This window comes from Chlamydia abortus (assembly GCF_002895085.1).
In the GTDB taxonomy this organism is placed as follows: Bacteria; Chlamydiota; Chlamydiia; order Chlamydiales; family Chlamydiaceae; genus Chlamydia; species Chlamydia abortus.
Genome location: NZ_CP024084.1, coordinates 391,088 through 404,365 on the forward strand (window position 1 = coordinate 391,088; position 13,278 = coordinate 404,365).

Below are 13,278 nucleotides of genomic sequence, written 5' to 3' on the forward strand. Positions count from 1 at the left end.
AGTTAATAACTTTAATTTAAAATTACTTAAGCTAAAAAAATTGGATTAGGTAGCTTGTGCGTTTATTTTCTTACGATAAACCTAAGATTAAAGTGCAAAAGATAAAAGCTGATGGTTTTAGCGGGTGGTTAAAATGCACGCATTGCCATGAAATGATTCATGCAAATGAATTAGGACAAAATTTTAATTGTTGTCCTAAGTGCTCTTACCACTATCGTATTACCGCAACTGAGCGCATCAAATTGCTCACGGATAAAGATTCTTGGCGTCCTTTGTACGCAAATCTCAAATCACAAGATCCTCTAAAGTTTGTCGATACCGACACCTACACAAATCGTTTGGCTAAGGCTAGAAAAGATAACACAGAAAGCGAAGGCGTTCTTGTGGGTATTTGTACCATAGGGGAGCATCCTGTGGCCTTGGCCGTGATGGATTTTAATTTTATGGCAGGCTCTATGGGCGCTGTTGTCGGTGAAAAATTGACGCGCTTGATAGAAAAAGCGATAGAATCCAAGCTCCCCGTCGTTATTGTATGTGCTTCCGGAGGCGCTCGGATGCAAGAATCCGTCTTCTCCTTAATGCAAATGGCAAAAACATCCGCAGCATTAGCCAAGTTGCACGAAGCGGGTCTACCCTATATTTCCGTGTTGACTAATCCTACATCCGGAGGGGTGACAGCTTCTTTTGCCTCTTTAGGTGATGTCATTATTGCAGAACCTAAAGCTCTTATTTGCTTTGCCGGTCCTCGTGTTGTCGCTCAAGTGATTGGTGAAGATCTTCCCGAAGGTGCTCAAAAGTCTGAATTTCTCCTCGAACACGGAATGATTGATAAAGTGGTAGAGAGAAAACAATTAAAGAGCACGTTGCAGAGTTTACTTGATTACTTTTGTTCTCAAGAATACACTGGCGGCCAGGATAAAGCCCCTAGGGATTTATCCAAGACAATTAAAGAAATTTTTTTGTTGACAGATGACAGTGAATAAAACATCATACCCGCTACTCGTAGTAACCACGGCGCTGTTCCTATGACTATATTATGTGAATTAGAATCTGGAGTATCTCTTCCAGAATATGCTACCGAAGGGGCTTCAGGAGCAGACCTTCGAGCGAATATTAAAGAGCCGATGGCTGTCTTGCCAGGACAACGTGTACTGGTTCCTACAGGAATAAAAATGCAGATCCCACAAGGCTATGAAGTTCAGGTGCGTCCACGCAGTGGGTTCGCACTGAAGCATGGGATTATGGTTGTGAATTCTCCGGGAACAATTGATGCAGATTATCGTGGTGAGGTTTGCATTATACTTGCAAATTTTGGAGAGAGTACTTTTATTATCGAACCCAAGATGCGCATTGCTCAAGCTGTAGTTGCTCCCGTAGTCCAGGCAAAGTTTATCGCCGTGGATCAAGAAGAAGGACTAACAACAACGTCTCGGGGAAGTAGAGGTTTTGGGCATACCGGAGAGAAGTGACATGCCTTTCTATTGCGAGAATCAATCTGATTTTTCCTTGTTTTCTCTTTTATCTCCTAACTTGATTATGTTTTTGAATAAAACCTCACGAGAGGAGATTCTCCAAGATCTTACGGACCTTGCTAGTACTGCCGGTTTACTTGAGAATAAAGAAGAATTTTTTCAAGCACTGGTAACTCGTGAAAATATTATGTCTACCGGTATTGGTATGGGCGTGGCAATTCCTCACGGGAAATTGCCTAGTTGTTCTGACTTTTTTATCGCTATCGGTATCCACCCTCAAGGAATTCTCTGGGATGCGATAGATGGGGCTTTAGTGCGTTTGGTCTTTCTGATAGGGGGGCCCGATCATGCTCAAGCTGAGTATCTCAAATTGTTATCTATATTGACTCTTTCGCTTAGAGATGAATCTCGACGTCAAAAGTTGCTTCAAGTGACAACTATTGAAGAAGTTATGAATGTGTTTTTAGGAATGTAGTGTTATGGATTTGAAATTAGAAGAGCTAGCTTCTTTGTTGGATATTTCTGAAAATACGGTCCGTCGGTGGCTAGATGAGGGAGCTATCCCTAGTTACAGGATGAATAATGAACATAGATTTAATCGAGAAGAAATAGAAGATTGGATCCTCAATAATCAAGCGCTACTAGGATTAGAAAAAGAAGAAAAAACAGACAAAGATTTTCGTGACCTGTCTTTGAAGTACAGCTTATATAAAGCCATTTATCGCGGAGGCGTGATTCGCAATGTATCGGTAAAAAATAAAGCCGAAGCTTTGCAATACGCTTCTTCATACATAGCTGAGAAATTTAATCTCGATGCGAGTGTTCTTTTCGAAATGCTCACTTATCGAGAAAGTCTTATGTCGACAGGTATCGGAGAAGGCATCGCCCTCCCTCATGCTAAAGACTTTTTAATCAACGCGTACTACGATGTTGTTGTTCCTATGTTCCTAACCCACAGTATTGACTTCGGTGCTCTTGATGGGAAGCCTGTGTGTGTTTTGTTTTTCCTTTTCGCCTCCCAGGATAAAAGTCATTTAAATTTAATAAATAAAATCGTCCATCTCGGTATGTCTTTGGAAGCACGCAGTTTCCTGACAAATTATCCAGAAAAAGACCAGCTCCTTGCTTACATTAAGAATTGGGAATCACAAATTCATTAACTATCAATCTCTATAAAAGATTTGCAAGTCCAAGTTGTGAAAAAAGTCCTATTGTTGTTATGGTGATCTCATAGGCTGATCTAGGAGATTATAGCAGCATGATGAGTTCTAAGCGTACTTCGCAACTTGCAATGCTTTCCATTTTGTTAACTTTCACTCACTCTGTTGGTTACGCAAGTGCTACAGTTGCTCCTTTTGAAGTTAGCTCCACGTATTCTGAAGCTTCTTTAGTTGCTTCGGAAAGTCTAAAAAGTAGGAAAGAAATAAGAATTCAGAAGATACAAGAACGTAGACTTGCAAAAAAGAAATTAAAAGAATCCTCTGAAGAGCAAAAAAATACCGAAGATGCCGCAAGTCAGCCTAAAAAATTCGGTAAAATTACCGCCTTATTCACCAATAAGTTCAACAAGGAGCAAAGAGCTCGTTGTCAAGAACGTAAGAAACAGCGCCTTTCTTTTGCAGAGCGCTATCGTGCAAAAACTCAAGAACATAAAGAAGAGCAACGTTCCTTCGCTCAACAACTTAAGCAGAGTATCGACCTTTGCTGTGAAGAACTTCTGCAGCATGGAACGGAAAATCTTTTAACTCGCAGTGGGAAATATTCACAAAGATACAATAAATTACGTAATTGTGAACAAACTGCCCAAGCAACTCATCCGTCCGCGAGTTCCGTACCTCATTTGTCAGCAAGACAAAAAGCTAAACTTAGAAAAAGAGCAGGTACATTAGTTCGCGCAGCTCCTCGGAGTGAGACACCACAGTCTTTGCTAAAAACAATGATTGTGAGTGGAGATGCCAAGATTTCTTCAGATAACGAAGAAGAAATTCGCGTTGTGCACAATATAAAAGATGGTCCTGTATTGCCTATTTTTGTTCGTCCTGATGTAAAAACAGTGGCGCAAGAAAAAAGAAATAAGCTGATACAAGATTTAGCTAGAGAGCAAAGAATTGCCAAGAGGAAATCTTCAAGAGAAGCTCTAGAAGCGCGCGCAAAAGAAAATAAAATCCTTAGAGGTGGGAAGATTACCTCTACCTTACGTTATGATGTTGAAAAAGCTGCAGCTGTTAAGGTTAGACGTAATTCGTCAGTTAATTCTCAGGTGCGAGCTCAAAAAGCATCAAATGAACGAAGAAACTCTCGTAACGAACACAACCCCCAAGACGCGGCTCAAAACTCTAAGCCCCGTTCTTCTGATAAGCAAGATCAACTGGCTAGCCATACGCCTACCGATGATTACTATGGCGTAACTTCGGCAGCAGGAAATACCAACATCAATAGCTATCTAACTGCAAAACAGTATAGTTGTGACTCTTCCGAAACGGATTGGCCTTGCTCCTCATGTGTGGCTAAGCGTCGTACGCATACAAGCATTTCTGTATGTACCATGGTGGTTACTGTGATTGCTATGATCATAGGAGCTATCATTATTGCTAATGCTTCAGATTCTACAACCGCTAACGGTGGTGGAACAACAACTCCACCTGCGCCATCACCAGCTCCCTAAAATGCATTTAGGGTACCAGGTATAGACGTAAGAGACAGAACTTCATTGGGTTCTGTCTATTTTTTTTCGTCTATGTACTTGGTTTATTCAATAGTTTGTTTATTTAATTTTGTAGTTAATTAATTCCGGTTGGATAATTAGTTATATAATTAATTATTTCTTTTATTTTTATTTTAATTATGTCTGAACAATATCCAATATACCATAGCCCTAGGTTAAACCAGATCGAAATTGGAAAATCCTTTCTAGATCATCATCCTAAAGCGGCTAGATCTCTTCAGATTGTGGGCATCGTACTCGCTATTTTAGCTGTAGTTTCTTCTGTATTTTTGGTCGTGGCAACTCCCATAGGTTTGCCTATTTCTATGGCGTTAGGAGGAGTTTTTCTCGGTATAGGCGGAAGTATGCTTTTTACTTCCATCAACTCTTTGGCTAATAGTATGAAAAAGGCGGCGATCGAGAAGAAACGTCAGAATCTCTTAATCCAGCAAAGATCTCAAGAGATAGAGATAGAAGGACATCAGACACAGGAAAACATTTGGTCTAAGTACAATAAGATGGTGGATAGGTTTGCTCATTTAAACATGAGCGTAAGCCAGCATGAAAAAAGCGTCCTAAAACACCTGGGTAGAGAAGAAGGACGTGAATTGATGGAAAACTTAGACCAGATTACCGGAGATTATATCGCGTGTACAAGCTTACTAGAAGGACGCCAAGAAGTCTATTCTGAAGAGGATTTCGCACAAAAAGAGGATAGCTATCCCACTTCTATGAGAAAGAATGATCTCCTGATCAAATTAGGCAATAGTATTGTATCTAAGTTGTCTCAGGGCGGCGGTGTCTTTGCTTTAAAATTACAGCCACTCAGTAAGACGATGTCGAAAGTTCATGCTGGAGTGACGCTAGGTTTAGTAGCTGGAGGTATTGCTGCTGTTGGTGTGATTGCCGCATGCATTCCTGGGGGCATATTGGCTCTTCCGTTAATTGTCGCCTCCGCGATCGGCATAGGTTTAGCCATTCTGGGATTATCTTACGCCATAAAAACAATATTAAAGAGATCCAAGACAAATAAAAAACAGTTACTCAAGGATTTAAAATCAGAAATCGATATCGATGCGCTTAAAGATGTGGCCCGTCATCAACATGTTCTTCTGGGCATGTTGAAAACGTCGTTGCAAACCGATCAAAGAATGACCTTGGGTCATAAAGATTTTTATGAGGATTACAACAAAGTCCGTGATACCTTACAGAGGTTAAATGAACATCTTGATGAGATGGAATTTAAATACAAATATGCAAGTGAAAGTTATCAGAGACGTGCGGATAGTTTGGAAAAAACTATACAGCAACTTTCGGATAATAAGAATGCTTTAGAAGAAGAGATGTACTATCCTCAAGTTCCTGTCGCTGATCGCGCAGGCTTGTTGAGCGATACAGCAGGATTTGATGAGCTGGTCGCTCAAGGTGTAAAAGCAGCTCGAGAAAGACGGCAAAAAGATCAAAGAGGGGAAGTTTTCATAGGCGATTATTCTCAATATTTAGAGGAAGATGACCTAGCATTTGGTGATGGGTGGAGCCCTTCTGGTAAACGTGCTCTTGAGACTATGTGGTCAGCAAAGCCAACCGTAATGAATGAGGAAGATTATCTCATCTTAAATGAAGATGTAAATAAAGTCCTTCGCTCCTATCGAAGTGATATACTACGTATCAAAGAAGATATTGCTCCCATTGACAATCTTTTTAAAGAGCTTAAAGCAGGAAAACAACGGATTGAGGTATTTTCAGAAGAGATAATTAATGTTTGGTATAACGTATCCAGCAATTGTCAGGAAATTCTTAATCATTTAGTTGGCATGCAAATGCGATTGGTTTCATTAGTAGAACAGGACCTAACGGAATATTCATCATAAAGCATGAGAAAGAAAGTATCCTGTTAGTGTACCGGGGTACTTTGTTGTTCGTAAGAATGCCAATGCCAACGATTTAACTGCTCTCGTAATGTTTGGGTTTGATAAGCATGGGGATGTTTTTCTATCCAGCTTGCTAACTCCTGCTGTTTATCCTGCACCAGGGCATCCAGACTGCTAGAGAGATTACGAATTTGATCTTCTTTTGTAGAGATAACCGTATCATAGTCGTTTAATAGCTTGTTATGCAAATCTCGCATATTGGGAATACACGTATTGCGTATATTCGCGAACGCAACACGAAACTTTTCAACAGATTCTACACCTACATTCGATATGTCTTGAGAAATTTCGTTGGTTAATGTAGTTCCAAAACACTTATTTTTCACCGGTAAATCCAAAATAAGAGCAACGGAAATGAGCATGAGAATGATGCCTAAGCTCATTCCAAAAAATAACCAATTTCCCTGGATGATGGCATAGCTCATCAAAGCAATCGATCCTAAACATGTGAGGACGGCGATAGTAAAACAGACTGTAGTACGTAGTATGAGACTCGTGCGATAATTATCCCAGGGAAGGAGAAGAACAGTTTTATTTTCTGAAGCTGTGGGCAAGAGTATCATGACAATGAAAATCAACTGATGAAATTATGGTTATTCGATGGTGAAGAAGGCATTCCCGGAGTTGCATGAGCAATTTCTTGCCATTTTTGCAATCTGAGTAGTAAGCGGTACTCTTCTTGTTTTAGCCGTTCTATGCGTTGTTCCTTATCTATAATTGAGTAAATCAGTTTTGCATAGGCGTTTTGAAGTAGCTGAAAAGAAGAAAGCGACGACGTTTTGTTATTCACGAGCGTGATTGTTTGTTGTACTTTCGACGGTAAACACTTGATCAGATAAATCATGCTAATGAGTAAAAGTATACAGACTAAGGACGCCACTATCACAGTCACCCCGCCAATCATTTCAGGAAGACTTAAGGAAAGACAGCCAAAAGCCACAACCACACTTCCCGCTATCATGGTGCCAAGCAAAAGTATAATAGCTAAAATATAAGACGAAGAGCTTTGCTCAATGAAAATAGCAACTTTTTTTTGTAAGACAGTCGCATCTCTTTCCGCATTGAAAAGAAGAGAATTTTGGTTGGGTAAAGAGAGAAGTGTTGCGGGAATAGAATTAGAAAGACTTAATACCACAGAATTCCTTAAAATGTAGTAGCAAAATCTAAAGAAAGTATTCATTTTATTCAACACGTAACATAAAGTAATTCTTTTGTTTTCTAATTATTTATGAATAAAACTGTTGTTGTTGCTATGTCTGGAGGAGTTGATTCCTCCGTAGTTGCTTATCTTTTAAAAAAATATACCTCCTATAGGGTCCTAGGGATTTTTATGAAGAACTGGGAAGAAGAAGATAGCAACGGTTTATGTTCCACCGCTAAAGATTATGAAGATGTTGAAAGAGTCGCTGAGCAGCTGGACATTCCTTACTATACGGTATCTTTTGCTAGGGAGTACCGCGAAAGGGTATTCTCACGTTTTCTTAAAGAATATTCTCAAGGTTATACACCAAATCCTGACGTTCTTTGCAATCGGGAAATAAAATTTGATTTACTTCAGAAGAAAGTTGTCGAGCTGGGAGGGGATTTCCTTGCCACAGGACATTACTGCCGATTAGATGTCAAGAGTCAGAGAGTAGGATTACTTCGTGGAAAGGATCCCCATAAAGATCAAAGTTATTTCCTGTGTGGCACGCACCCAGAGTCTTTGAAAAATGTACTTTTCCCTTTAGGTGACATGACAAAAAGAGAGGTACGCTCCATAGCTGCCCAAGCCGGACTGGCAACAGCTCAAAAAAGAGACAGCACGGGCATCTGTTTTATAGGAAAGCGGCCGTTTAAAAGTTTTCTTGAACAGTTTGTCCCCAATGTCGAGGGGGAGATTATAGATTATGATTCTCAGAAGATTGTAGGGAATCATGAAGGCGCCCATTACTACACGATAGGCCAACGCAGAGGTTTAGATATTGGCGGCTCTGAAAAACCTTGTTATGTTGTGGGTAAGGATATGGAGAAGAATATTGTGTATATCGTACGAGGGGAAGATCACCCACTACTTTATCAACAAGAACTTACAGCTAAAGAATTGAATTGGTTTGTCTCTCCAGAATCTATAACGAGGTGTAGTGCTAAGGTACGCTATCGTTCCCCAGATGAAGAATGTGAAATTTTACATACAGGAACACAGGATACCGTACGCGTGCGCTTTACGTCTCCTGTTAAAGCCATCACCCCAGGACAAACCATCGCATTTTATGATGGGGAGAGATGCCTGGGGGGAGGGATCATAGAAGTCGCTATGACTCCACATTCGGTATAGTAGCCGCAACATTTTCCGCTTGTTCTTCATAGCGCTCGAAAGTCACACGGTCGTCAACGAGGTTCGCACGCAGTTTTCTTGCTTCTTGACGGCAAGATTCCTTCAGCAAGAGTTCGGCAAGCGGATCTTCAAGATACTGTTCAATAACCCGACGTAAAGGCCGCGCCCCCATCTCTGGAGAATGCCCTTTTGTTACTAAGAAAGAAATCACAGAATCTGGAATACTTAATGCCATCTGGTAATTTTTCAAACGAGAATCAAGTTTGTTAATTTCCAAATGGATAATTTCAGATAACGCTGATTTTTCTAAAGGACGGAAGATCACACTTTCATCTAAACGGTTGATAAATTCCGGCTTTAAATGTTTTTTCACGGCATTTTCGATTTTTTCTTGAATCACTTTGTAATCAAAATTGGAACGAGAACCAAAACCGATTTCTCCGCTTTTCTTAATTAAGTCTGCGCCTAAGTTTGACGTCATGATAATAATCGCATGACGAAAATCAATCTTGCGACCAAAAGAGTCTGTGAGACGCCCTTGCTCTAAGATCTGCAACATTAAATCCATGATGTCAGGATGAGCTTTTTCAATCTCATCGAATAGCACAACACAATAAGGCCGACGGCGTACTTGTTCTGTAAGATGACCGCCTTCCTCATGACCAACATAGCCTGGAGGTGATCCCATCATTTTTGTAGCCGCAAATTTTTCCATGTACTCAGACATGTCTACTTGAATTAAAGCATCTTCACCACCAAACATCTCAATAGCGATTTGTTGCGCGAGTAATGTTTTTCCCACTCCAGTAGGTCCTAGGAATAAGAAGGAACCTGTAGGACGGTTAGGATCTTTAATTCCTGTTCTTGAGCGTCGAATGGCTCGACAGATACTCGCTACCGCTTGATCTTGACCTATGACTTTCCTACGTAGAGTATCTTCAAGTTTTAAAAGCTTTTCGCTCTCAGCTTCAGTAAGTCGTGCCGAAGGGATGCCTGTTTGTAACGAGACCACTTGAGCAACAGCTTCCTCATCAACAGGAATTTGATGTTCTTCTTTGTGGTTCTCCCATTCTTGCTTCATATGGGAAAGACGTTCACGAAGCTTTTTCTCTTCGTCACGCAATCCTGCAGCTTTTTCATATTCTTGAGTGCCAATAGCTTGCTCTTTAGCTAATTTCGTGGTCTCAATCTCAGCTTCAAGCTTCATTAACTCTGTAGGCTGATCCATGGTATTTACACGTACTCGCGCTCCAGCCTCATCAAGTAAATCAATCGCTTTATCGGGGAGGAAGCGTCCATGCACGTATTGATCGGATAGCGTAGCTGCCGCTTTCAATGCTTCTTCTGTAATAGAAACATTATGATGCTCTTCATATTTCTTTTTTAAGCCACGTAGAATTTCTATAGTTTCGTCTACACTAGGCGGTTGGACAAGAATTTTCTGGAATCTACGTTCTAAAGCAGCGTCTTTTTCAATATGCTTGCGGTATTCATCTATTGTTGTCGCCCCAATACACTGGATCTCACCACGTGCTAGTGCTGGCTTCAAAATGTTAGAAGCATCAATAGCTCCTTCAGCAGCGCCTGCACCGACAATTGTATGCAGCTCATCGATAAACAAAAGAATGTTGCCATGTTTACGGACTTCGTCCATAACTGCTTTGATACGTTCTTCAAATTGTCCGCGATACTTTGTTCCCGCGATCATTAGAGCTAGATCTAAAGTGATTAAACGTTTTTTACGTAAAGTATCAGGCACTTCATTAGAAATAATTTTTTGTGCTAAGCCTTCAACAATAGCCGTTTTACCTACACCGGCTTCACCGATGAGTACAGGGTTGTTTTTCCTTCTGCGGCACAAGATTAAAATCAAACGTTCAACTTCCGTAGAACGGCCAATCACAGGATCGAGTTTAGACTCTCGAAACATCTCGGTTAAATCATAACCATAGGCTTTTAATGCCGATAATTTATCGCTCTTGTCTCCACCTAAAGTGTGACCAAGAGAGGAAGATTTGGAAGATGAAGACGTGCTCCCTCTGGGATTAGACGAAGATGCAGGTGGGAGCTGAAGATTAAATGTCTCTAATTCTTTAAGAATTTCTTTGCGAACTTCTCTAGGATCAATATGTAAATTTTCTAAAACTTGTAAAGCGACACCATCAGCTTGGTTTAAAATACCTAGAAGCAGGTGTTCTGTACCGACGTAATTATGCTCTAAGATCCCAGCTTCTTCATTAGCTGATTCAAAAGATTTTTTCACTCTGCCAGTCAGAGCAGGATCGCCGTAAACTTGAATTTCTGGTCCATAACCGATCAAGCGTTCGACTTCTTGCTTAGCGGTGTCAAAGTCTACCCCTAAATTACGCAATACATTCACAGCTACGCCTTGACCTAGTTTGAGTAGGCCTAGAAGTATGTGCTCTGTGCCTAGATAGTTATGATTTAACCTCTGAGCTTCTTTTTTAGCCAATTTAATGACTTGTTTTGCTCTGTTAGTAAACTTCTCAAACATAAAAACCTAAAAGACCGGGTAGAACTTTCCTTAAGCATATACGAAATTTAAAATAATGATGCAACTCTTCGATAGACGGATAGAGTATTCCCGAGACCAAAGAATTTTTTTCACAGAAATAGCAAAGAATCCACACCAATGTTATACTATTCCTACATTTTTAACGAATGCCCACCTTTTTAATGATGACCGTTCGCATAGTAGATTCTGGAAAAGGGAGTGCTGAGACTCACATGGCCAGGGATAAGTATTTACTCGAACACTTGAAACAGGGGGAGGTCATTCTTCACCTATATGAGTGGGATAGTCTCTACCCCCTGACTTACGGCCTCTTCATGCGTCCAGAAAAATTTTTAGTTGATAATAGAGCTGCTCTCGGTATGGATGCCGCTATCCGCCCTACCGGAGGAGGGTTTGTTTTTCATCATGGAGATTACGCCTTTTCTTTACTTGTATCGTCGGAACACCCCCTATATACACCTACAGTATTAGAGAACTATTATACGGTCAATCAGATGGTATTAGAGGTTGTGCGTAGGGTTTTCCGCATACAAGGATCTCTTTCTTTTGATGAGGATATGCACCACCCAAAAACTTCGAATTTTTGTATGGCTAGAGCATCAAAATACGACATTTTGATGGGAGATAGGAAAGTCGGTGGCGCAGCTCAGCGTACTGTAAAACAAGGATTTTTGCATCAAGGGTCCGTGTTCCTATCGGGAAGTTCTTTAGAGTTTTATGCAACATTTCTTTTGCCAGAGGTGATTGATATTATAGTCCCTGCGATTGAGCAGCGGGCCTTTTTCCCTTTAGGTTTGTCAGCACCTGCCTCAGATCTTTTAGAAGCAAGAAGAGAAATTAAAGAGGGGTTAATTCACATATTTTCAAGTGGTTGTTTATGAATAAAACGCGATGGAGCTTAGTTATAGCCTTCTTTTTTGTATTTATCGCAAAAGATGCTGCGGCTTTTATGGTGCATTTTCCTGAATCGAAAGAATCTGTGGGTGTGGTTATTCATGATAACAGTGTGGAAGTTTATGAAAGTGTTTTATCTGCTATAGATGTTGCTAATCATTATATTGAATTATCTCCTTGTATGGCAGGAGGAAACCTATTAAAAGAGATAGTCGAGCATATAGATGCACGTATGGATCTCATTCCTGGACTACGCGCCTATCTTCTTATCCAACCCACATTCATTGATAGCGAGGATAAGATTGTTCTTGAGGGGATAAAATCGCGTTGGCCTAACCGTTTTTTTTACTTATTTACAGGATGTCCTCCTGGTCCCAGCATCCTTTCTCCTAATGTTATAGAAAGTCATGTGAAGATTTCCATCATCGATGGCAAGTATATCTTTATGGGAGGGACAAATTTTGAAGATTTTATGTGTACCCGAGGGGATACTATTCCTGAACCTGTAGAGTCTCCTCGGCTGGTTATCGGGGGAATTCACAGACCGCTAGCATTTCGCGACCAGGATATTACCGTGAGTTCTGCACGACTCGGTACCGAGTTAAGAAAGGAATTTCATGCGCATTATGCACTGTGGCGTACATATGCGGAGAGGCCCTGGTTTAATAAAAATCTCGATGATTTTCGCGCTCTTCCTTTTCCACAGCTGTCTGTAGAAGAAGCTCAAGCCACGTATTGTCCTAAAATCGAAGAAAACTCAGATCTCGTATCTACAGATTTGAAAAACATTCGTGTGATTTTTTCAGGACCGGATGAGAGTAAAAACGCGATTACTCAAGGCTACGTAGATTTAATAGATAACGCAAAGAAGTCCATAAAAATTGCCAATATGTACTTCATTCCTAACAACGACATTCTTGAGAGTTTGAGATCAGCGTCTTTTAGCCGTAAAGTACGTACCGAAATTATTACGAATGGATCCAATGAAAATAGTCCCCCACTTACAGAAGTCTATGCTTGGGGAAATCGTATGAACTATTTCTTTCTATCTTATGGTGAACGCCCGGCACTATGGAAAAAGTTCATTTTTTCTAAAAAACAGCCGAATTCTTCCCTACGCGTAAATGAATATTACGTTCGCGATACACAGTTACATAAGAAATGTATGATTGTAGATGATCGTGTGTTTGTCATCGGTAGCTACAATTTTGGAAAGAAAAGTGACCTTTTTGATTATGAAGGTATCATATTAATTGATTCTCCAGAGGTTGCTGCTAAAGCCAATGTCGTCTTTAAGAAAGATTTGAGCTTATCCAAACCTATAGAGAATTCTGAAATTTTTGGTTGGTATTTCGATCCGATGTATAATCTTCTTGGTCATTTACAGATTAATTTTATGCCGGCGTAAATCGGCATATACAATC

Annotated in this window: 12 protein-coding genes; 9 read left to right on the forward strand and 3 right to left on the reverse strand. The window is 40.4% G+C overall.

From position 1 onward, the window contains the following. Positions 1-56 precede the first annotated feature (56 nt). The 6 genes from accD (at position 57) to CHAB577_RS01820 (ending at position 6,047) form a co-directional block, all read left to right on the forward strand. A complete protein-coding gene (accD, locus tag CHAB577_RS01795; protein ID WP_011096997.1) occupies positions 57-983 on the forward strand; it encodes an acetyl-CoA carboxylase, carboxyltransferase subunit beta in 927 nt (308 codons plus the stop codon). 42 nt (positions 984-1,025) lie between these two features. Then, positions 1,026-1,469, forward strand: a complete 444-nt coding sequence (gene dut, locus CHAB577_RS01800; protein ID WP_006343986.1) for a dUTP diphosphatase — start codon at positions 1,026-1,028, stop codon at positions 1,467-1,469. 1 nt (position 1,470) lies between these two features. Further along, complete coding sequence (locus CHAB577_RS01805; RefSeq protein WP_011096998.1) at positions 1,471-1,947, forward strand: PTS sugar transporter subunit IIA; 477 nt, start codon at positions 1,471-1,473, stop codon at positions 1,945-1,947. A gap of 4 nt (positions 1,948-1,951) precedes the next feature. After that, positions 1,952-2,632: a PTS sugar transporter subunit IIA gene (locus tag CHAB577_RS01810; protein ID WP_011096999.1), complete on the forward strand. Its 681-nt coding sequence runs from the start codon at positions 1,952-1,954 to the stop codon at positions 2,630-2,632. A 98-nt stretch (positions 2,633-2,730) separates the two neighbouring features. After that, on the forward strand, positions 2,731-4,137 hold the full coding sequence (locus tag CHAB577_RS01815; protein WP_011097000.1) for a hypothetical protein: 1,407 nt from the start codon (positions 2,731-2,733) through the stop codon (positions 4,135-4,137). Positions 4,138-4,316: 179 nt separating this feature from the next. Further along, a complete protein-coding gene (locus tag CHAB577_RS01820) occupies positions 4,317-6,047 on the forward strand; it encodes a stage II sporulation protein M (protein WP_011097001.1) in 1,731 nt (576 codons plus the stop codon). Between the two features lie 23 nt (positions 6,048-6,070). Here the strand turns inward: CHAB577_RS01820 and CHAB577_RS01825 are convergent, their stop codons facing one another. After that, a complete protein-coding gene (locus tag CHAB577_RS01825; protein ID WP_041461322.1) occupies positions 6,071-6,670 on the reverse strand; it encodes a hypothetical protein in 600 nt (199 codons plus the stop codon). An 11-nt stretch (positions 6,671-6,681) separates the two neighbouring features. Then, positions 6,682-7,242 (reverse strand): hypothetical protein, encoded by a 561-nt coding sequence (locus CHAB577_RS01830; RefSeq protein WP_173024173.1) that lies wholly within the window; start codon positions 7,240-7,242, stop codon positions 6,682-6,684. A gap of 93 nt (positions 7,243-7,335) precedes the next feature. Between CHAB577_RS01830 and mnmA the strand changes: the two genes are divergently transcribed. Beyond that, a complete protein-coding gene (gene mnmA, locus CHAB577_RS01835; RefSeq protein WP_011097004.1) occupies positions 7,336-8,424 on the forward strand; it encodes a tRNA 2-thiouridine(34) synthase MnmA in 1,089 nt (362 codons plus the stop codon). Here the strand turns inward: mnmA and CHAB577_RS01840 are convergent. After that, positions 8,402-10,939: an ATP-dependent Clp protease ATP-binding subunit gene (locus CHAB577_RS01840; protein WP_006343994.1), complete on the reverse strand. Its 2,538-nt coding sequence runs from the start codon at positions 10,937-10,939 to the stop codon at positions 8,402-8,404. The genes mnmA and CHAB577_RS01840 overlap by 23 nt on opposite strands. A gap of 185 nt (positions 10,940-11,124) precedes the next feature. On the opposite strand from CHAB577_RS01840, the gene CHAB577_RS01845 reads away from it, so the two are divergent. Together CHAB577_RS01845 and CHAB577_RS01850 are read left to right on the forward strand one after the other, a co-directional pair. Beyond that, complete coding sequence (locus tag CHAB577_RS01845; RefSeq protein ID WP_173024174.1) at positions 11,125-11,841, forward strand: lipoyl protein ligase domain-containing protein; 717 nt, start codon at positions 11,125-11,127, stop codon at positions 11,839-11,841. Then, the gene (locus CHAB577_RS01850) at positions 11,838-13,262 is read left to right on the forward strand and encodes a phospholipase D-like domain-containing protein (RefSeq protein WP_045071823.1); all 1,425 of its coding nucleotides are present in this window, start codon (positions 11,838-11,840) and stop codon (positions 13,260-13,262) included. The genes CHAB577_RS01845 and CHAB577_RS01850 overlap by 4 nt, the downstream gene beginning before the upstream one ends. The last annotated feature ends 16 nt before the right edge of the window (positions 13,263-13,278 follow it).

What these genes read in the sequence shown, in the direction of transcription:
- CHAB577_RS01825 (WP_041461322.1), bottom strand. Translation starts at nt 6,670, where the DNA reads ATGATACTCTTGCCCACAGCTTCAGAAAATAAAACTGTTCTTCTCCTT.
- CHAB577_RS01805 (WP_011096998.1), top strand. Translation starts at nt 1,471, where the DNA reads ATGCCTTTCTATTGCGAGAATCAATCTGATTTTTCCTTGTTTTCTCTT.
- CHAB577_RS01845 (WP_173024174.1), top strand. Translation starts at nt 11,125, where the DNA reads ATGACCGTTCGCATAGTAGATTCTGGAAAAGGGAGTGCTGAGACTCAC.
- mnmA (WP_011097004.1), top strand. Translation starts at nt 7,336, where the DNA reads ATGAATAAAACTGTTGTTGTTGCTATGTCTGGAGGAGTTGATTCCTCC.
- CHAB577_RS01820 (WP_011097001.1), top strand. Translation starts at nt 4,317, where the DNA reads ATGTCTGAACAATATCCAATATACCATAGCCCTAGGTTAAACCAGATC.
- dut (WP_006343986.1), top strand. Translation starts at nt 1,026, where the DNA reads ATGACTATATTATGTGAATTAGAATCTGGAGTATCTCTTCCAGAATAT.
- CHAB577_RS01810 (WP_011096999.1), top strand. Translation starts at nt 1,952, where the DNA reads ATGGATTTGAAATTAGAAGAGCTAGCTTCTTTGTTGGATATTTCTGAA.
- CHAB577_RS01850 (WP_045071823.1), top strand. Translation starts at nt 11,838, where the DNA reads ATGAATAAAACGCGATGGAGCTTAGTTATAGCCTTCTTTTTTGTATTT.
- CHAB577_RS01840 (WP_006343994.1), bottom strand. Translation starts at nt 10,939, where the DNA reads ATGTTTGAGAAGTTTACTAACAGAGCAAAACAAGTCATTAAATTGGCT.
- CHAB577_RS01815 (WP_011097000.1), top strand. Translation starts at nt 2,731, where the DNA reads ATGATGAGTTCTAAGCGTACTTCGCAACTTGCAATGCTTTCCATTTTG.